The sequence below is a fragment of the Flavobacterium sp. genome, assembly GCF_017744675.1.
In the GTDB taxonomy this organism is placed as follows: domain Bacteria; phylum Bacteroidota; class Bacteroidia; order Flavobacteriales; family Flavobacteriaceae; genus Flavobacterium.
This window is the reverse complement of record NZ_JAGIAV010000009.1, coordinates 1-19553: the sequence shown is the minus strand read 5'-3', so window position 1 is coordinate 19553 and position 19553 is coordinate 1. Positions and strand designations below refer to the sequence as shown.

The 19553-nt window shown below is 35.0% G+C and carries 17 protein-coding genes; 10 read left to right on the top strand and 7 right to left on the bottom strand.

The window, feature by feature from the left end:
- The first annotated feature begins 343 nt into the window (after positions 1–343).
- Positions 344–2044, top strand: a complete 1701-nt coding sequence (lysS, locus tag J7574_RS22570) for a lysine--tRNA ligase (protein ID WP_290974344.1) — start codon at positions 344–346, stop codon at positions 2042–2044.
- 263 nt (positions 2045–2307) lie between these two features.
- On the opposite strand, the gene J7574_RS22565 is transcribed toward lysS, so the two are convergent.
- Both J7574_RS22565 and J7574_RS22560 read right to left on the bottom strand, forming a co-directional pair.
- A complete protein-coding gene (locus J7574_RS22565; protein ID WP_290974340.1) occupies positions 2308–2904 on the bottom strand; it encodes a hypothetical protein in 597 nt (198 codons plus the stop codon).
- Between the two features lie 54 nt (positions 2905–2958).
- Positions 2959–3981 (bottom strand): 2-hydroxyacid dehydrogenase, encoded by a 1023-nt coding sequence (locus tag J7574_RS22560; RefSeq protein ID WP_290974337.1) that lies wholly within the window; start codon positions 3979–3981, stop codon positions 2959–2961.
- Positions 3982–4174: 193 nt separating this feature from the next.
- Here J7574_RS22560 and J7574_RS22555 point away from each other — a divergent pair, with 193 nt between their 5' ends.
- Together J7574_RS22555 and J7574_RS22550 are read left to right on the top strand one after the other, a co-directional pair.
- Positions 4175–4591, top strand: coding sequence for a hypothetical protein (locus J7574_RS22555; protein WP_290974334.1), 417 nt, complete (start codon positions 4175–4177; stop codon positions 4589–4591).
- A gap of 154 nt (positions 4592–4745) precedes the next feature.
- Positions 4746–5477 carry a DUF4890 domain-containing protein gene (locus tag J7574_RS22550; protein WP_290974331.1) on the top strand — a complete coding sequence of 244 codons (732 nt, stop codon included), beginning with the start codon at positions 4746–4748 and terminating at the stop codon, positions 5475–5477.
- A gap of 45 nt (positions 5478–5522) precedes the next feature.
- Here the strand turns inward: J7574_RS22550 and hemL are convergent, their stop codons facing one another.
- The 4 genes from hemL to J7574_RS22530 form a co-directional block, all read right to left on the bottom strand.
- On the bottom strand, positions 5523–6809 hold the full coding sequence (gene hemL, locus J7574_RS22545) for a glutamate-1-semialdehyde 2,1-aminomutase (protein WP_290974328.1): 1287 nt from the start codon (positions 6807–6809) through the stop codon (positions 5523–5525).
- Positions 6810–6880: 71 nt separating this feature from the next.
- Positions 6881–7786, bottom strand: a complete 906-nt coding sequence (locus tag J7574_RS22540) for a glucosaminidase domain-containing protein (protein ID WP_290974325.1) — start codon at positions 7784–7786, stop codon at positions 6881–6883.
- The gene (locus tag J7574_RS22535; RefSeq protein ID WP_290974322.1) at positions 7779–8684 is read right to left on the bottom strand and encodes a 1-aminocyclopropane-1-carboxylate deaminase/D-cysteine desulfhydrase; all 906 of its coding nucleotides are present in this window, start codon (positions 8682–8684) and stop codon (positions 7779–7781) included. Before J7574_RS22535 ends, J7574_RS22540 begins: the two co-directional genes overlap by 8 nt.
- The gene (locus tag J7574_RS22530; protein ID WP_290974319.1) at positions 8681–9016 is read right to left on the bottom strand and encodes a hypothetical protein; all 336 of its coding nucleotides are present in this window, start codon (positions 9014–9016) and stop codon (positions 8681–8683) included. The genes J7574_RS22535 and J7574_RS22530 overlap by 4 nt, the downstream gene beginning before the upstream one ends.
- Positions 9017–9130: 114 nt before the next feature.
- Between J7574_RS22530 and J7574_RS22525 the strand changes: the two genes are divergently transcribed.
- The 4 genes from J7574_RS22525 (at position 9131) to ilvA (ending at position 13961) form a co-directional block, all read left to right on the top strand.
- A complete protein-coding gene (locus tag J7574_RS22525; RefSeq protein WP_290974316.1) occupies positions 9131–9313 on the top strand; it encodes a DUF5522 domain-containing protein in 183 nt (60 codons plus the stop codon).
- A gap of 559 nt (positions 9314–9872) precedes the next feature.
- Positions 9873–11849, top strand: coding sequence for a urocanate hydratase (locus J7574_RS22520; RefSeq protein WP_290974313.1), 1977 nt, complete (start codon positions 9873–9875; stop codon positions 11847–11849).
- 48 nt (positions 11850–11897) lie between these two features.
- The gene (locus tag J7574_RS22515) at positions 11898–12440 is read left to right on the top strand and encodes a DUF4136 domain-containing protein (RefSeq protein ID WP_290974310.1); all 543 of its coding nucleotides are present in this window, start codon (positions 11898–11900) and stop codon (positions 12438–12440) included.
- 276 nt (positions 12441–12716) lie between these two features.
- Positions 12717–13961 carry a threonine ammonia-lyase IlvA gene (ilvA, locus tag J7574_RS22510; RefSeq protein ID WP_290974307.1) on the top strand — a complete coding sequence of 415 codons (1245 nt, stop codon included), beginning with the start codon at positions 12717–12719 and terminating at the stop codon, positions 13959–13961.
- A gap of 77 nt (positions 13962–14038) precedes the next feature.
- Here the strand turns inward: ilvA and J7574_RS22505 are convergent, their stop codons facing one another.
- Positions 14039–16201: an RICIN domain-containing protein gene (locus J7574_RS22505; protein WP_290974305.1), complete on the bottom strand. Its 2163-nt coding sequence runs from the start codon at positions 16199–16201 to the stop codon at positions 14039–14041.
- Positions 16202–16578: 377 nt separating this feature from the next.
- Here J7574_RS22505 and J7574_RS22500 point away from each other — a divergent pair, with 377 nt between their 5' ends.
- The 3 genes from J7574_RS22500 (at position 16579) to J7574_RS22490 (ending at position 19417) form a co-directional block, all read left to right on the top strand.
- Positions 16579–16992, top strand: a complete 414-nt coding sequence (locus J7574_RS22500) for a group III truncated hemoglobin (protein WP_290974303.1) — start codon at positions 16579–16581, stop codon at positions 16990–16992.
- 72 nt (positions 16993–17064) lie between these two features.
- Positions 17065–17511, top strand: coding sequence for a hypothetical protein (locus tag J7574_RS22495; RefSeq protein WP_290974301.1), 447 nt, complete (start codon positions 17065–17067; stop codon positions 17509–17511).
- Positions 17512–17647: 136 nt separating this feature from the next.
- Complete coding sequence (locus J7574_RS22490; RefSeq protein ID WP_290974299.1) at positions 17648–19417, top strand: aromatic amino acid hydroxylase; 1770 nt, start codon at positions 17648–17650, stop codon at positions 19415–19417.
- Positions 19418–19553 lie beyond the last annotated feature (136 nt).

Below are 19553 nucleotides of genomic sequence, written 5' to 3'. Positions count from 1 at the left end.
ATGAGAAGTAAAGATATAATATTTTTTTAGCTTATTTCTTACATTTTAAAGTAAATAAAAATTGATTAGCATGATGGTACTATTTCGCTTCTTATAAAGACTCCAACTCAGGCTTCTTATAAAAAACAAAACCTCTAAACTAGCCCCGATAGAAGCGGTATCCTTTTTCTTGCTTCTTTAGCAAGAAAAAGATATAGCGGATAGCGGGACAAAATGTTCCTGAAAAAACGTCTTTTTCTGCTCCTAATAAAAAACATTACTCTTTTCTAAAACTTTAGACTTTATGACTTTGCAACTTTGCGACTTAAAAACTATCTTTGCACACGAAAAAAAATAGCACAAAATGGCATTATCAGAACAAGAAATCATCAGAAGAGAAAAACTTCAAAACTTACGCAACTTAGGAATCAATCCTTATCCGGCTAATCTTTTTCCTGTAAATCACACTTCGAAGCAGATAAAGGAAACGTTTGAAGAGGGTAAGAAGGTTATCGTTGCTGGTCGTTTGATGAGTGTTCGTGATCAAGGTAAAGCTTGTTTTGCTGAATTACAAGACAGCGAAGGACGTATTCAATTGTACGTAAATCGCGATGTTTTGTGTGAAGGTGACGATAAAACTTTGTACAACCAAGTATTCAAAAAATTAACTGATTTAGGAGATTTTATTGGTATTGAAGGTGAATTGTTTACTACACAAGTTGGTGCAAAATGTATTCGCGTAACTGGTTTTACTTTCTTGAGCAAAACGTTACGTCCGTTACCATTGCCAAAGGTTGATGAGGAAGGAAATGTACATGATGCTTTTAACGACGCTGAATTGCGTTACAGAATGCGTTATGTAGATTTAACTGTAAATCCGCAGGTTAAAGAAACTTTTATCAAACGTACCAAGTTATTTACTGCAATGCGTGGTTATTTTAACGATGCAGGATATCTGGAAGTTGACACTCCTGTTTTACAGTCAATTCCTGGTGGAGCTTCGGCAAGACCATTTATTACGCACCACAACTCGCTTGATATTCCGCTTTACATGCGTATTGCGAATGAGTTATATTTGAAAAGATTAATTGTTGGTGGATTTGAAGGTGTTTATGAGTTCTCTAGAAACTTCCGTAATGAAGGTATGGACAGAACACATAATCCTGAGTTTACTGCAATGGAAATATATGTAGCTTACAAAGACTACAACTGGATGATGGAATTTGCTGAAGGTTTATTGGAGCATTGCGCAATTGCTGTTAACGGAACTAGCGAAGTTACTTTTGGCGAGCACAAAATCAACTTTAAAGCGCCTTATGCTCGTGTTACGATGACCGATTCTATCAAACATTTTACTGGTTTTGATATCTCTGGAAAAACAGAACAAGAGTTGTTTGAAGCAGCTCGCGGAATGGGAATTGAGGTTGACGAGACAATGGGTAAAGGAAAATTAATTGATGAGATTTTTGGAGCAAAATGTGAAGGAAATTATATTCAGCCGACTTTCATTACAGATTATCCAAAAGAAATGTCGCCGCTTTGTAAAGAGCACCGTGATAATCCAGATTTGACAGAGCGTTTTGAATTAATGGTTTGTGGAAAAGAAATCGCAAATGCGTATTCTGAGCTGAATGATCCAATTGACCAAAGAGAGCGTTTTGAAGATCAAATGCGTTTGGCTGCAAAAGGTGATGATGAAGCAAACGGAATTATCGACGAAGATTTCTTAAGAGCTCTTGAGTACGGTATGCCTCCAACTTCTGGAATGGGAATTGGAATGGACCGTTTGATTATGTATTTAACAAATAATGCTTCTATTCAAGAAGTTTTATTGTTCCCACAAATGCGTCCTGAGAAAAAACAAACAGTTGAACTTTCTGATGAAGAGAAATTTATTGTTGATTTATTGAAAGGAAACGAAAACAAAATGGATTTAGGACAGCTTAAAATTACAGCTAATTTAAGCGGTAAAAAATGGGATGCGTCTATGAAAAACTTATCGAAACACGGTTTGACTAAAGTTGTTGTTGATGGTGAGTTTAAATTTGTTGAATTGGTGGGGTAAATTTTAAAGCTTAACTGGACTTTAATTATATTTCAAACCCGACAGGTTTTTAAAACCTGTCGGGTTTTTTATTTAAAAAATTCCTCATTCCGTAGGAATGTCTCGTCGGTAGAATCAAGTTTACATTAGGGTAATACGTTCCGTAGGAACGTTTGATTCGCAAAGTTATTCCGAAGTAAGAGGTGTCCCTACAGGACACAAAACAGTGATATTCCGTTTTTTTTACCAACTCGATATTCCTACGGAACATTAAAAATTGTTATTTAAAACGAATACCTCTCCAATTTTTTTCCTTGAATATCTAAAACAGAAGTAGTTTCTTTTGGGACTTGACCTTTCCATTTTTCTTGTACTGAAGGATTGGATGGATATTTTCCGTTTTTCATTTTTACGAGATAGAATGTTCCTCTGCTTTGCATTAGCAGATTATAAAATTTCTCTGAAGAATTGGTTGTAACTAAAATTGGAAAATCGGTTACAGTAAACGAATTGATCACCTTTCCATTATTGTTTAGAATATAACCTGAACAGCCTCCACTTCCGCAGAAATACGAATTGGAGAAACCAACAAAATATTCATTTTGCTGATCGTTATTTAAATCGAAAGCATCATAATAGAAGAATCTTTGACCTTTGGACATTACGGGTAAATCTTTCTTCAATAAAACCTGCAATTGTTTACGAATTAATGCTACTGCTTTATTATCTTTTTCAGAAACTTCACTTAAATCTGCAGTTCCTCCCAGAGTTTTAGACAACGTATCTTGAACAATAGTTTTGACAATATTTTTTGAATTGTCTTTGTTTTGGCAAGAAGACAAAACCAGAATTCCGATTAGAATTAAAATTTTATTTTTCATGATCAGATATTTAAATTCTTTTATGTTTAAAACCTGTCGGGTTTCTTTGTTGAATTACACCAATAACGCAGCCTTATTCTCAATATCATTCTGCACCAATAATGATTTTATATTATTAAAAGTCACCAATGCAATCTGAGTTAGAGCTTCGTTAGTAAAAAATGCCTGATGCGCGGTTACCAAAACATTCGGAAAACTCATTAATCGTTGAATAGCATCGTCTTGAATAATATCGGCAGAAAGATCTCTAAAGAATAGTTTTTCTTCTTGCTCGTATACATCAATTCCTAAATAACCAATTTTGCCTTCTTTTAATCCTTCTATTACAGACGATGTTTCTATTAATCCACCACGACTTGTATTAATAATCATTACACTGTCTTTCATAAAAGTAAGCGAAGTTTTATTGATTACATGTTTTGTCTGATCGTTTAACGGACAATGCAACGAAATAATATCACTTGATTTGAAAATTTCTTCTAAGCCTACAAAAGAAACGCCATCATTTTTCATTTCTTCGCTTTCCACAATATCATACGCTAAAACCTTACAGCCAAAACCCAATACGATTTTAGAAAATGCTTTTCCAATATTTCCTGTTCCAATAATTCCAACCGTCTTTCCAAACAAATCGAAACCTAATAGTCCGTTTAAAGAGAAATTCTGCTCGCGAACTCTATTGTAAGCTTTATGTGTTTTTCTGTTTAAAGTCAAAATCATAGCCATAGCGTGTTCTGCAACTGCTTGTGGCGAATACGCAGGAACTCGGCATACTTTTATATTCTGTTTTTTGGCAGCTTCTAAATCAACATTATTAAATCCGGCACAGCGCAAAGCAATTATTTTCACCTTCTTTTCTGCCAATTGTTTGATAACTATTTCATTTACAATATCATTTACAAAAACACAAACAATCTCACATTCTTCAATTAAAGCAACTGTTTGCGGATTAAGTTGCGTCTCAAAAAAATCTAATTGAAAACCAAAGTCTTCATTGTACTTATTGAAAAACGTTTTGTCGTACGGCTGAGTCGAGAAAAAAGCGATTTTGTTCTGTAATGATGCATTTATGGCCATAATCTTTTATTCTATAATTTGTAAAATTGTTCGTTCCTTAAAAATAAGCAATTATTTCTATACTATTACTCTTATAAGAGACGTTTTAAGACATTACAAATCAATTTGTTAAATAAAATATAATTTTTAAAATTCAAATTAAACTTGTTTCATCAAAAAAAGTCTAACTCGTATAACAATTAAAAAACTTAACATGAAAAAATTATTTATCGCAGCTATGCTATTTGTTGGAATAGCAAGTTTTGCACAAACACAAAAAGAAAGATTGACGCCAGAACAGCGCAACGAAAAACAACTTCAAAAAATAACCACCGAATTAAATCTTGATGCTAATCAGCAAGCACAGGTAAAACAGCTTTTGGCAGACAGAAGTGCAAAAGCTGAAAAATTAAGAGCAGCACGCCAAGAACAAAAAGAAAGTGGCACTAAACCAACTGCTGCAGAAAGAGAAGCTTTTAAAAATGAATTACTGGCTGAAAGAGATGCAAATGATGCCAAAATGAAAGCGATTTTGAATGCCGACCAATATACCAAATGGAAAGCTATCCAGGAAGAAAACAAAGACAAGGCAAGAGAGAAAATGAAGGAATATAGAAAAGACAGTAACTAATAAAAAGAGGCAGATTAAGCCTCTTTTTTGTTTCTAAACATTCTTTAAACTTTCCTTAATAGTTTCTGTTAAATAAAAGATAAACCTCAAAACGCCATTAAACTTAATAATTTGATCAAAGTCTAATTGCTATAAACCTTTAAATAGACGAAAAATGAAAAAATTATTTATTGCAGCTTTATTATTCGTTGGAATGGTAAGTTTTGCGCAAGACATCAATCAGAAGCCGGCACAAGATCAACAAGAAAAATTAACTCCAGAGCAGCGTAACGAAAAACGTTTGCAAAAATTGACTTCTGATTTAAATTTAGATAAAAAACAGCAAGAGCAAGTCAAACAGCTCATCGCAGAAAAAAGTGCCAAAGCGGAGAAATTTAAAGAAAGTAGAAAAGATAGCAAAACGCCTCCAACTGCTGAAGAAAAAGCGGCTTTCAGAAAACAAATGGATGCAGAAAAAGCAGCTACTGATGCTAAAATGAAATCGATTTTAACTGCTGACCAATATACTAAATGGACGGCACTGAAAAAAGAACATAAGGGCCATCACAGAGGTAAAGATCACAAATCGCCTCAAGAACGCGATCAAGCACATTTGCAAAAACTGACAACAGATTTAAACTTAAATGCAGAACAGCAAAAACAAGTGAGTGAACTTTTATCTGACAGAAGCACAAAAATGGCGATGCTTAGAAAAAGCAGAAGAGATTCTACGGCTCAGCCAACCGACGCTGAAAAAAAAGCCATGAAAAAACAAATGGAAGCAGATCATAAAGCGTATGATGCTAAAATGAAATCTATTTTGACTACAGACCAATACCAAAAATGGACTGCAATTCAAAAAGAGCATCAAGACAAAATGAAAGAATACAGAACAAACAAAAAATAATCTGGTTCTAAAAAAGAAAAGGAGGCTTAAAGCCTCCTTTTTGTATTAAAATGTTTTTGATACTTTATCAATCGCATTGATTGTAAAATCTAAATCTTCATATGTCAATGCATCTGTAATAAACCATGTTTCGTATGCAGATGGCGCGATATAAACTCCTTCTTGCAATAATCCGTGGAAGAATTTCTTGAACGTTTCGTTATCTCCTTTTGCTGCAGTTTGAAAATCGGTAACTGGATTTGCATCAAAGTGAACCGAAATCATGGAACCTACTCTATTGATGGTGAAAACAACGTTATTTGCTTTTAAAACTCTATCGATTCCTGCTTCTAAGTAAGCTGTTTTTTCTTCTAAACGAGTAAAAATTTCTCTGTCAGAATCAAGTGCTTTCAACATTGCCAATCCAGCAGCCATTGCTAATGGATTTCCAGATAATGTTCCTGCTTGGTAAACTGGCCCAAGAGGCGCTAAATGATTCATAATTTCTTCACGTGCCGCAAAAGCTCCAACTGGCAATCCTCCACCAATAACTTTTCCAAAAGTTACGATATCAGCATCAATGCCATATAATTCCTGAACTCCACCACGAGCTAAACGGAAACCTGTCATTACTTCGTCAAAAATCAATAAGATTCCGTTTGCAGTACACAAATCTCTTAAACCTTGCAAGAAACCTTCCTGAGGCGGAATACAGCCCATATTTCCTGCAACTGCTTCAATAATAATCGCCGCAATTTCTCCTTTATTAGCCTCTACTAGAGTTTTTACATTCTCTAAATCATTGTATTTTGCCAATAAAGTATCTTTTGCCGTTCCTTGTGTAACTCCAGGACTATTTGGAGAACCAAAAGTAACCGCTCCACTTCCTGCTTGAATCAAAAATGAATCTGAATGTCCGTGGTAACAGCCTGCAAATTTTACAATTTTATCTCTTTTTGTAAATCCGCGAGCCAGACGAATTGCACTCATACAAGCCTCTGTACCCGAATTCACAAAACGAATTTTATCAATATTTGGAACCATAGAAACAGCCAAAGCTGCAATCTCTGTTTCCAATTCTGTTGGCATACCAAATGAAGTTCCTAGCTTTGCTTTTTCGATTACAGCATCAACAACCGGCTCATAAGCGTGGCCTAAAACCATTGGCCCCCAAGAGTTAATATAATCGATTAATTTATTTCCGTCTTCATCATATAAATAAGCACCTTTAGCACTTTTTACAAAAATCGGAGTTCCGCCAACGGCTTTAAATGCTCTTACTGGTGAATTTACTCCTCCCGGAATTACTTTTTCTGCTTCAGCAAAAAGCTGACTACTTCTTTTATATAACATTATAATTTTAGATTTCTGATTTTAGACTTTAGATTTTAGATTGGCTGTAAACTGTCACTGAGACTAAAAAATCACTTCACTTTCAGTCTTTGCCCTATCGAAATGGCATTATCAGTCAGATTATTTTTCTTTTTTAAATCCTCAACCAATAAATTGAATTTCTTTGAAATGGAATACAAAGTATCTCCTTTTTGAACTTCATATAAATTCGGATCGTATGGAGCCATATTGATTTTCGGATCAGAAGCTACATCATAAGATGATTTTTTTGCTGGAGCCGAAGTTGAAGTATTTATAGGCACATAATTTCTTCCTGTAACTTGACAATCATATTGATGCAGATTGTAACGCTCAATATAACTAATCAGCTTATCTGGATATTTCGGATCTGTTGCATAGCCGCAAACTCTAAGCCCTTTTGCCCAAGCTTTATAATCGTCTTTTTCGTAAGTAAATAAACTTGCATATCGCTTTTTCCCAACCAAAAATAGTGCGTGATCTCTATATGATTCTGAAGCCTGAGGATATTTTCTAAAGCATTCTTGAGCCGAATCATCGTCGTGACGAACACTTTCTCCCAACCAGTCATTATGACATTTTATTCCAAAATGATTATTCGCATCTACGGCTAAATCTCCTCGACCCGCACCAGATTCCAAAATTCCCTGAGCTAGAATAATACTTGCTGGAATTCCGTACGTTTTCATGTTTCCCATTGCAATATCTTTGTATTGCAACACATAATTATTAATTAAATCGCTGGTAACAACTGTTTTCGAAGTAGATTGAATAACCTCAGTTGTGTTATTTGTAGAAGGGTAATTTTTGCCAATTGGCTTAACAGGAGTACTTCTTTTTGCCGATGCCGTTCGGGTTTGAACTGCGGCCGCTTTTTTAGTCGTCGCGATGGCAGGCTTACTAGAAGAGCAGCTTGCTAAAGCTAATATTACGAGAAGTAATACAATTTTTTTAATCATTGGTTTTGAGTATTGGTAATTTCTTCTGCTTCAACTTTATATTCATTCCGTCAATTCCCTGCAATCCGCCTGTATGAATGAGTAAAATTTTTGAATGTGCAGGAAAATAATTTTTGCTGATTAAATCTATAACGCCAAAAACCATCTTTCCTGTATAAATTGGATCTAAGGGCACTTTTGTTTTTTCAAAAAAAGCATTAATAAATTGAATTAGTTCTAAATTTATCTTGCCATAACCTCCAAAATGATAGTCAGAAATTAAATTCCAGTTATCTTTTTTTGCAAAAATACGAATTTCATCGTTTAAAAAGTCACCTTTTAACGCTGGAAAGCCCAAAATTTTCTGATTTTGCAGCGAACTATTAATTAGTCCCGAAATTGTCCCGCCTGTTCCTACAGCACAGCAAACGTAATTAAAAACCGAATCTTCGTTTGTCAAAATCTCTTCACAGCCTTTTACAGCCAATTCGTTTGTGCCACCTTCAGGAACCAGATAAAAATCTCCAAATTTGACAGCTAGCTTTTCTATAAAAGAGGCTTCACTTTTTAAACGATATTCTTCTCTTGAAACAAACTCAAATTGCATTCCGTTTTCTTGAGCGAATTTTAAGGTTGGATTTTCTTCAATTTTATCCAAAAGTTCATCTCCGCGAATGATGCCTATAGTTTTAAATCCTTGCTCTTTTCCTGCATAAGCCACCGCTGCAATATGGTTGGAAAATGCTCCACCGAAAGTTAATAAAGTGGTTTTATTTTCGGCTTTCGCCTGAAGCAGATTGTATTTTAGTTTTCTGAATTTATTTCCCGAAACAAAAGGATGAATGAGATCTTCACGCTTTATTGTCAGCGAAATATCATTCGGAAAACTAATATTTATGAATTGATTGAAAACCTTCATTTTAATTTAATGTAATTCAGAAACTGAAAAAATGATCGCTTTTTCAGATAATTCAAATCGGTTTCTTTGGCGTAAGCTTCTCTTTCAAAACTAATATTTCGATAAGCCAAATCTTTGTTTTTATATTGAATTAGCCGAATAAAGAATTCCAAAATGTACCAAATAAAGAATGGAAGAATTAGCATTTCTAACTGTTGTCTCAAATGTATTTTTTCGTGATTGACAAAAACTCCATTTGCTTTATCAAAATCATATTTCATCAAAACAAAAGGAAATACAGCCATTCCTCGATATCCTTTCGGAATTAAATATTTAGCAACAATCAGAAACATTGGCTGTAAAATTTATAAATTTGTAGCTATAAAATTGTTCGATTTCAATAAAATCATAATCAAATATTTTTATTTTTGATTTTAATTTATCAGAAAAGAACACGAAGCAGATTTATGAAAGAGCAAAGTAATGAAAATAAATTAATCGAAGGCGAAGATTTTTATTATACACCCGAAGGTTATAAATGCTTTACCGAAAAATATCATTTAAAACGGGGTTACTGCTGCAAGAGTGGCTGTCGCCATTGTCCTTACGGATTTGACAAAAGAACAGGAGAAATTCGCAAACGCAATTAGAAAATATGACAATTTGATAATTTTGAAAATTAAATTCCAAATTTGAAAATTCCAAATTCCAATCTAAAACCAACAATCTAAAATCATAAAATGGATATCCATTCACAAAAATTCAGGATTAAAATCCACAAATCCTATCACAGGTCGGATATCCGTTATCCCTAGTTTTTTTAAATTAGAAAATGTGGCGATTTGAAAATTAGATAATTAAAAATAAATTTCATTTTTTAAATTGATTCGCCTGTTTGCTGTCGCTCGGGTCCAAATTCCAATTGAGAATTTAATTTTCCTAATCAATATTTCGCTCCGCTGGAGCTTCTTATGGGTGATTATGATTTCTATAAATATTTCGTCTTTCCAAGGCTTTAAATTTGGATTGGATATTTTTTATAAACTCCGTTAGGAGCGACATATTTATAGCATCAATTAGCAGTCTGTCACATTAAAGCCCCAGCGGGCGACATAATTAAAAAAACAAAAAATTAATCTGTTGTTAATCTAACAAAGCTACCTTAGCGACTTAGTAGCTTAGATTCTTAGCAACTCAGCATCTTAAAAAATGACTTTCAAAGAACAAATACAACAAGGAATACCTTCTATATTACCTCCAAAGCAGGCTTACGATCCGGCTATTAATCATGCTCCGAAACGAAAAGAAATCCTTTCGGCAGAAGAAAAAAAGCTGGCGCTAAAAAATGCTTTGCGTTATTTTGATCCAAAACATCACGCTGAATTACTTCCTGAATTTTCGGAAGAATTAGAAACTTACGGGCGTATTTACATGTATCGTCTTCGACCAGATTACAAAATGTACGCACGACCAATTGACGAATATCCAGGAAAATCTTTGCAGGCAAAAGCCATTATGCACATGATCCAGAACAATCTGGATTACGCTGTGGCTCAGCATCCGCATGAATTGATTACCTACGGAGGAAACGGAGCTGTTTTCCAAAACTGGGCACAATATTTACTGACGATGCAATATTTGTCTGAAATGACAGATGAGCAGACGTTAACGATGTATTCTGGACATCCGATGGGATTATTCCCTTCGCATAAAGAAGCACCAAGAGTTGTGGTTACAAACGGAATGGTTATCCCAAATTATTCTAAACCTGACGATTGGGAAAGAATGAATGCTTTGGGAGTTTCGCAATATGGGCAAATGACTGCGGGAAGTTATATGTATATTGGACCACAAGGAATTGTTCACGGAACTACGATTACGGTTTTGAATGGTTTCAGAAAAATAAAACAAAATCCAGAAGGAAATTTATTTGTAACTTCCGGTCTTGGCGGAATGTCGGGCGCGCAGCCAAAAGCAGGAAATATTGCAGGCTGTATTACGGTTTGTGCTGAGGTGAATCCAAAGATTACTAAAATCCGTCACGACCAAGGCTGGATTAACGAAGTGGTAACTTCTACAGACGAATTGGTTGCCAGAGTGGCGTTGGCGAAAGCTAAAAAAGAAACCGTTTCAATTGCTTATTTAGGAAATGTGGTTGATGTTTGGGAACGTTTTGATCAGGAAAACATCAAAATTGATTTAGGTTCAGACCAAACTTCGCTTCATAATCCTTGGGCTGGAGGCTATTATCCAGTTGGAATTTCGTTTGAAGAGGCTAACAAATTGATGGCTGAAAATCCAGATTTATTCAAAGAAAAAGTTCAAGAAAGTTTGCGTCGCCATGCCGATGCCATCAACAAGCACACTACAAAAGGAACCTACTTTTTTGATTATGGAAATGCCTTTTTATTAGAAGCTTCTCGTGCAGGGGCAGATGTAATGGCAGAAAATAATATCGATTTTAAATATCCGAGTTACGTTCAGGATATTATGGGACCAATGTGTTTCGATTATGGATTTGGGCCTTTCCGCTGGGTTTGTACTTCGGGTAAACCAGAAGATCTATTAAAAACAGATGCGATTGCGTGTGAAGTTTTAGAAAAAATGGCTGAGACTGCTCCTAATGAAATTCAGCAGCAAATGCAGGATAACATTAAGTGGATTAAAGGCGCGCAAGAAAATAAACTGGTTGTAGGTTCTCAAGCTCGTATTTTGTATGCTGATGCAGAAGGAAGAATCAAGATTGCTGAAGCATTTAATCAAGCCATTGCAAAAGGCGAAATTGGTGCTGTGGTTTTAGGGCGCGATCATCATGACGTTTCTGGAACTGACTCGCCTTATAGAGAAACTTCAAACATCTATGACGGATCACGTTTTACAGCCGATATGGCGATTCATAATGTGATTGGAGACAGCTTTAGAGGAGCAACTTGGGTTTCTATTCATAATGGTGGTGGAGTTGGCTGGGGAGAGGTTATAAACGGCGGATTTGGTATGGTTCTTGATGGTTCTACAGAGGCTTCAAAGCGTTTAGCTTCAATGCTTTTCTGGGATGTTAACAACGGAATTTCAAGAAGAAGTTGGGCTCGAAATGAAGGTGCTGTTTTTGCTATCAAAAGAGCCATGGAAGTTGAGCCTTTATTAAAAGTGACTTTGCCAAATTTAGTTGACGAAAGCCTACTTTAAACCAAAGCATTCTTATTCAGCAAAATGAGAACATTAAATATTAAACATATGAAAGCATTAAAATTTATTCCGATTCTTTTACTTTTATTACTTGCCTCATGCGATTCGGTAAGTGCTTATTCTGATTATGACAAAACGGTAGATTTTACACCTTATAAAACGTACGCTTTTTTTAAGCCCGGAATTGATAAGGTCGAAATTTCTGATTTGGATAAAAAACGAATCTTAAAAGCAATCGATGTGCAAATGGAGGCCAAAGGTTTTACTAAAAGTGAAAACCCAGATTTGCTAATAAACATTTTTACCAAATCTAAAGAACAAGTTGATGTTAATCAATATTATGCTGGATGGGGTTATGGTTATGGCTACGGATGGGGCTATGGATGGAATCCTTACATGTACGGAGGAACATCTGTTTCTAGATACACCGAAGGAACTTTGTTTATTGATTTAATTGACGCTAAGAAAAAAGAAATGATCTGGCAAGGCCAAGGAATTGGTACTTTGTACAATGGAATAGATAAAAAAGATGCTAGAATTACTGAATTTGTTACCAAAATTTTAGCTCAATATCCGCCAGTAAAAAAATAATTATTTACATTTGCTATTCAATCAGCTAAAAAATGAAAAACTTTAATAACATTATTATCGCTATTATTAGCATTATTGCAATTCAGCAGTAGTGGCGAGGTGTTATATAAGTATGTAAAAATATAATGTATAGAAACCTCCCAATTGGGAGGTTTTTTATTTTAAGGATAATTAAAAAGTCGCCACGAATTACACAAATTAGCACGAATTGCTTTTTCAAATTGTAAATAAAAATTTGTGTGGATCTGTGTAATTCGTGGCAAAAAACAAAACATCATGAGTTTATTTGAAGAAGTACTTAATGCCCAAAAGCATCTCGAAAATGTAGTTGCTGCTACTCCGCTTACACAAAACTTGAACCTTTCAGACGAATTTGAATCTACTATTTTATTAAAAAGAGAAGATTTGCAAATTGTTCGTTCGTACAAAATTCGGGGCGCATACAATAAAATTTCTTCGTTAAACGAAAAAGAAAAAGCAAACGGAATTGTTTGCGCCAGTGCAGGAAATCATGCGCAAGGTGTAGCTTATTCGTGTAATCTTCTGAAAATTCATGGCAAAATCTACATGCCAAAAACCACTCCAAAACAGAAAGTAAAACAAGTCCAATTATTCGGAAAATCGTTTGTAGAAATTGTTCTAACTGGAGATACTTTTGATGACGCGTACGCCTCTGCAACTGCCGATGCCATCAAAAACCACAAAACATTCATTCACCCTTTTGACGATGAAAAAGTAATCGCTGGGCAAGGAACTGTCGGATTAGAAATCTTGGAAAGTTTTAAAGAACCAATCGATTATGTTTTTGTTCCAATTGGTGGCGGCGGACTGGCATCTGGGCTATCTGAAGTCTTTAAACATTTGAGTCCGCATACCAAAATCATTGGAGTTGAACCAAAAGGTGCACCTTCAATGAAAACTTCGATCGAGGAAAATAAAAATACACCGCTAAAATCAATCGATAAGTTTGTAGACGGTGCGGCTGTGAAACAAGTTGGAGACAAAACTTTCGAAATCTGTCGTTATAATTTAGAAGATATTATTCTAGTTCCAGAAGGAAAAGTCTGCACCACCATTTTAAGATTGTACAATGAAGAAGCCATGGTTGTAGAACCTGCTGGCGCTTTGACAATTGCCGCTTTGGACTTTTATAAAGAAAAAATTAAAGGAAAAAATGTCGTTTGCATCGTAAGCGGAAGCAATAATGATATAGAAAGAACAGCCGAAATAAAAGAACGCTCATTGCTTTATGAAGGTTTGATGCATTATTTTATGATTCAGTTTCCGCAACGCCCAGGAGCTTTAAAAGAATTCGTAAATAATATTCTAGGACCTGATGACGACATCACTTATTTTCAATTTGCTAAGAAAAACAGTCGTGAAGTGGGTTCTGTTGTAGTTGGTTTAGAATTGAAAAACAAAAACGATATTATGCCGATTAAATTAAAAATGACCGAAAATGGTTTTGAATTTCAATACTTAAATGACAATCAAGATTTGTTTACTCAGTTAATTGGATAATAAAAAACAAAGGCTGTCAGATGGGATGACAGCCTTTTCAAATTCAATACAAATTACTAATTGAATTGTGGATGTAATTATTGCTTCAAGATTTTTTTCGAATACGAACCTTTACTGTCGCTTACTTTTACAACATAAACGCCTTTTGGCAATCGAGAAATTTCTATTTTAGCTTGATTTCCTTTTACAAAATTTACATTCTTCTTTAAAACAGGCTGTCCAGTAATATTGAATACCTGTACCTCTCCAGCTCCTTCATGATTGGTGTCAATTTTTAAAGCATCGTCTGTTTCATCAACAAAAATCATCATATCATTCGGACTTGTATTTTCAACAGCAACATTTTCAACAGCTAGTGCACTTTTTGCCGTTGTTTCAACCTGAACAAACTGCCATTGCTGGTTTAAGCCTCCTGTGTAAGCCCAAACTTGAATATTGGCACCATTTGCCGTAGAAACATTTTCAACATCTAGAGATTTACCGCTGTTTACATTTATAATTTTATAATATCCTGATCCAAGACTTGTTACCGTCCATTTAAATTCGTTTGAAGATGAGAATGTTTTCTGTTGCACTTTTAAACCATCCGCTGTTCCGTTATTTTCAACAGCCAGATACATTCCTGTAGATTTTACGATAATGTAGTAATTACCGCTTCCATCAGACACAAATTTCCAACGCTGATTGCTTCCTCCTCCGTTTGTAACATCATACTGCTGAATGCGCGCTCCGCTTGTAGTAGCGTTATCAGCAACGTCTAAACCTTTATTGCTGTTTCTTGAAATAATGTTGTAATAACCCGGAAATTCTGTAACTGGTGGCGTTGCAGTACCCCAAGTAAAGGTAACCGCAGATGAAGCTGGAACAGCATAATCAAATGCTGATGATCCAGAAACGACTTTAATTGTATTAGATGATCCGCCTGAATTGTACACTACAAGCGCCGTTGTTCCGTCAGTATTTTTGAAAGCAACCGACTGAATACTTCCGCTTGAACTTGAAGCTCCAATTCGCACCGCGCCTGGTTTTACAAATTTTGAAATCTGCCCGATAATGTAGTACGCCACATTTTTGGTATAACTTGTACTATTATTAACCGTAATTGCGCCCAAGCAGGTAGTACATCCGCCCGGAGTGCGCGGACCATAGCTTGAATTGTTGGCCGCGTTCCATTCTAAAACTGTTTTTGACCAATTTGTTGTGCTTCCAATAACAACATTTTGCATGTGCCAGCCAAAATCTCCGCTAAAACTTCCTCCTGATCCGGTATATTGTTCTGTAAAATAAACATTTTTATTGGTCTGTGTTTTTACAGTTGACATCGCAGAGATATTTCCTAAATACAAATGGAATGCTGCTCCATCAACATACGAACTGTTGTTTAAAACATCAATTGGATAAGCCGTATTATCGCAATTATGATCAAAAGCAATGATTTTTATATTGCCATAACCTGCAGCAGCCATCTGTGGCCCAAGCTGTTGATTAATAAAATTCTTCTGTTCTGTAGAATTCATCAGCATACTTGGCTCGTTGTTTGGATTTTCTGGTTCATTCTGTGGTGTAATTGCCCAAATATTAATACCTTGTGCTTTCATAGCATCAAAATATTTTACGAAATATTTCGCATAAGCCGCATAATACTGCGTTTGCAGTGAACCTCCAACCCAAGAGCCATTGGTTTTCATCCATCTTGGCGGAGACCAAGGTGTTGCCAAGATTTTGATGTTTGGATTAATCAGTAAGATTTTTTTAATGATTGGAACCAAATACGTTAAATCAGGTCCGTTCAAACTGAAATTATTCATATTCGTATCTCCTGAAGTTTCGTTATAGCTGTAAGAAGAACTGCTTAAATCTGAAGCTCCAATACTGATACGAACCACACTTGCATTTAATCCTGTTGTTGGATTGTATAAATCATTCAACAATTGATTTTGCTGCGTGGCTGCCATTCCAGAAATGACTTCACAGCTTCCTTCGGTAAGTGTGTAACCAAACCCATCCATGGTTTGATAAGTAGTTCCTGCATTTACTGTTACTGTCGATGGATTCGTTCCAGAATTGGTTCCGAAGCTTACTGTAGCTTGCTGTTGAAGAAGTTTCGTCTGATCTCCTGAAGTTATCCAAGAAGTTACCGTCTGAGCATTTAAGCTGTTCATAAATAAAAGCGAACTGCAACATAGCAATTTAACCGCTTTACATACCCGATTTGTAGGTGTTTGAGTAGTTTTGTGCATTCTTTTGTGGTTTTTGGTTTGATAATTAGTTTTTCTTATTTATTCAGTTTTATTTTACTAAAACATCACAATATTATGAGTATTTTTACAATATTCTCAATTAACCAACTTTACAAATACACATCAAATTAAAAAAAACGATATAACAAAAACTCATCTTATTGTTTTTCAAAATACTGAAATACAATATTTTAAAAAACAATAAACCATAAAAAACTTACCCGCAAAAAACAGAATAACTCATCATAAATTGTAAAATCTATACAAATCCTTACAAATTGTCATTTTACTAGCATTCAAAGGACATATGACAATTATCAGGGAAGCAAAAGAAAGATATATTGTATTTTTGCATTTACTATAAAATGCAATAAAAAATGACAGCTTTAAAAGATATATCTACAATAGAAGACATTCAGCAAATGGTAAACAGCTTTTATGCGAATGTTCGAAAAGATGATTTAATTGGTCCTATTTTTAATGATAAACTGCAAGATCGTTGGGAACCACATTTGCAAAAAATGTACAATTTTTGGCAGACCATTTTGTTTGACGTTCGAGCTTATTCTGGAACTCCATTTCCTCCGCATAAACAACTACCTGTAGACAAAACGCATTTTGACCGCTGGATTGCCATTTTCAATTCCACAATCGATGCTCAATTTGCTGGCCCTATAACCGAAGAAGCCAAAATGCGCGCTACCAATATGGCCTTCATGTTCAGCCACAAAATTGAATATTTTAGAAACGCCGAGAATGAAATGAGAAACGCATCAAAAAATCTTAAATAATTTCTTCCAAATAAAAAACAGAACTATATATTTGATTAAATGAATTAAACCCAAATCTATATTCTTTTAATTATGAAAAAAGTAATTTTCTTTATTGCAATCTGTTGCTCATTCTTAAATCAGTTATCGGCACAATCTCAGACTTCGGTTTCTAATTTGTACAAAGGAACTGTCGATGGAAAAACTCCTGTAACGATTTACATTAAAACAGAAGAAAATCCCTGTACTGCCGATTTGATGTATACTTCGATGTATCGTTTAAATAAATCTAAAAATTGGATCCAGCTTGATATTACTCAAAACAAGAAAAAAGAAAATGAGTTTATAATGGTGGAGCATGGATTTAGCGGTGTTTTCATTTTGCAAAAAACAGGAAATACTTTTTCAGGTTTATGGATTAGTCCAGACACTAAAAAACAGCTGAAAGTTGAGCTGAAAGAAGCTACAATGACTAAAAAGGAAATTGAAAGCCACGAAAGCACAATGGAAAAAGTGAATTACGAAAATCACGACTGCTAAAAAACACTTTTCTTCTCAGGCTATAAAATCAATAAAACGCAATAAAATACACTTTCGAATAAAAATTTTGTGATGGATGATAAAAAATCGAGCTGTAAATTCGTAATTTTACAATCTAATCTACATCGTTTTCGAAATGAATCCAAATATTGAAACCAACCCTTTATTAGATCGATTGCCTAAGCATTTACAGCAATTTATTAAACCTCAAGATTATAGCGATTACACTCCTATCAATCAAGCGGTTTGGAGATATGTTATGCGCAAAAATGTTGATTATCTTTCTAAAGTCGCACATCATTCTTATTTGGAAGGTTTACGCAAAACAGGAATTGAAGTCGATTCTATTCCGAGTATGTATGGCATGAATCGAATTCTAAGCGAAATTGGTTGGGCTGCAGTTGCCGTTGACGGATTTATTCCGCCAAATGCTTTTATGGAATTCCAGGCTTATAACGTTTTGGTTATTGCTTCAGATATTAGACAATTAGAACACATTGAATATACTCCTGCTCCAGACATCATTCACGAAGGTGCTGGCCACGCTCCTATTATTGCCAATCCAGAATATGCTGAATATTTAAGACGTTTTGGTGAAATTGGATGCAAAGCGATTTCTTCTCATAAAGATTATCAGATGTACGAAGCGATTCGTTTGCTTTCGATTTTGAAGGAAGCTGAAGATACGCCACAAGAAAAAATTGATGCCGCTGAAAAAGTAGTTGCTGATTTGCAAAATGATATGGGCGAATTGTCTGAAATGGCTCAAATTAGAAATCTGCATTGGTGGACAGTAGAATACGGTTTGATTGGAACGGTTGAAAACCCGAAAATTTATGGTGCCGGATTACTTTCTTCTATTGGCGAAAGCGCTCACTGCATGACTGATAATGTGAAGAAAATCCCTTATGATATTTCTGCAGCCAATCAGAATTTTGATATTACGCAGCTGCAACCGCAACTTTATGTAACGCCAACTTTCTCTCATTTGAGTTTGATTCTGGAAGAGTTTGCTAACAAAATGGCTTTACGAACTGGAGGTTTATCCGGAATTAAGAAACTGATTCAATCGAATGCTTTAGGAACAATTGAATTGAGTACAGGCTTACAAATCTCAGGAGTTTTTACTAATGTAATTGAAGAAGAAGGAAAACCGGTTTATATTCAAACTACAGGAAAAACGGCTCTTTCTTACCGCGAAAAAGAATTAGTAGGTCACGGAACTCTTACACATCCACACGGATTTGGAAGTCCAATTGGAAAACTGAAAGGCTTTAATCTTGCTATTGAAGATATGAGTCCGAAGGATTTGCAAGCGTACCGAATTGTAGAAAATGAAACGGTAAAATTGGAGTTTGAAGGCAATATTATAGTTGAGGGTGAAATTATTACAGGTTCTAGAAACTTACACGGAGAAATCATTTTAATTAGTTTTAAAAATTGTACTGTAACACATGGAGAAACGATTTTGTTTCAGCCTGAATGGGGCAATTACGATATGGCAATTGGCAAAAAAGTAATTTCTGCTTTTTCTGGTCCTGCAGATGTCAATAGTTTTGATTTGATCAATATTGTTCCTTCCACTAAAACGATTAAAGCAAAACATACAGAGGAACGCGACGAATTAGAGCATTTATATGCAACTGTCCGCGACATTCGAAACAATAAAAATTCGCAAACTGAATTGCAATCTGTTTTTGAAAAACTAAAAAACAATCACGCAAACGATTGGCTTTTAGCTGTTGAAATTGCTGAGGTTTTAAAAGATTCAAATGAAAAACAACTTTTGCAAGAAGTGTTGGTTTATCTGGATCAATTGAAAGAAAGACGTCCTGAAATTGCCCATTTAATTTCTGGTGGATTGGATTTGATTTTTAATAGTTCGCATTTGCCACAAAGTCACTAAGACGCGAAGTTTTTTATTTTACGCAGATTTTTGTTGATTTAAGCTGATTCTGCTGATTTTTTTTAATCTCGCAAAGGCGCTAAGTCGCAAAGTTATTTTGTTTGTTTTGTCATTTCGACGAAGGAGAAATCACACT

Coding starts and splice junctions, on each gene's coding strand:
- lysS (WP_290974344.1), top strand. CDS start 344: ATGGCATTATCAGAACAAGAAATCATCAGAAGAGAAAAACTTCAAAAC.
- J7574_RS22565 (WP_290974340.1), bottom strand. CDS start 2,904: ATGAAAAATAAAATTTTAATTCTAATCGGAATTCTGGTTTTGTCTTCT.
- J7574_RS22560 (WP_290974337.1), bottom strand. CDS start 3,981: ATGGCCATAAATGCATCATTACAGAACAAAATCGCTTTTTTCTCGACT.
- J7574_RS22555 (WP_290974334.1), top strand. CDS start 4,175: ATGAAAAAATTATTTATCGCAGCTATGCTATTTGTTGGAATAGCAAGT.
- J7574_RS22550 (WP_290974331.1), top strand. CDS start 4,746: ATGAAAAAATTATTTATTGCAGCTTTATTATTCGTTGGAATGGTAAGT.
- hemL (WP_290974328.1), bottom strand. CDS start 6,809: ATGTTATATAAAAGAAGTAGTCAGCTTTTTGCTGAAGCAGAAAAAGTA.
- J7574_RS22540 (WP_290974325.1), bottom strand. CDS start 7,786: ATGATTAAAAAAATTGTATTACTTCTCGTAATATTAGCTTTAGCAAGC.
- J7574_RS22535 (WP_290974322.1), bottom strand. CDS start 8,684: ATGAAGGTTTTCAATCAATTCATAAATATTAGTTTTCCGAATGATATT.
- J7574_RS22530 (WP_290974319.1), bottom strand. CDS start 9,016: ATGTTTCTGATTGTTGCTAAATATTTAATTCCGAAAGGATATCGAGGA.
- J7574_RS22525 (WP_290974316.1), top strand. CDS start 9,131: ATGAAAGAGCAAAGTAATGAAAATAAATTAATCGAAGGCGAAGATTTT.
- J7574_RS22520 (WP_290974313.1), top strand. CDS start 9,873: ATGACTTTCAAAGAACAAATACAACAAGGAATACCTTCTATATTACCT.
- J7574_RS22515 (WP_290974310.1), top strand. CDS start 11,898: ATGAAAGCATTAAAATTTATTCCGATTCTTTTACTTTTATTACTTGCC.
- ilvA (WP_290974307.1), top strand. CDS start 12,717: ATGAGTTTATTTGAAGAAGTACTTAATGCCCAAAAGCATCTCGAAAAT.
- J7574_RS22505 (WP_290974305.1), bottom strand. CDS start 16,201: ATGCACAAAACTACTCAAACACCTACAAATCGGGTATGTAAAGCGGTT.
- J7574_RS22500 (WP_290974303.1), top strand. CDS start 16,579: ATGACAGCTTTAAAAGATATATCTACAATAGAAGACATTCAGCAAATG.
- J7574_RS22495 (WP_290974301.1), top strand. CDS start 17,065: ATGAAAAAAGTAATTTTCTTTATTGCAATCTGTTGCTCATTCTTAAAT.
- J7574_RS22490 (WP_290974299.1), top strand. CDS start 17,648: ATGAATCCAAATATTGAAACCAACCCTTTATTAGATCGATTGCCTAAG.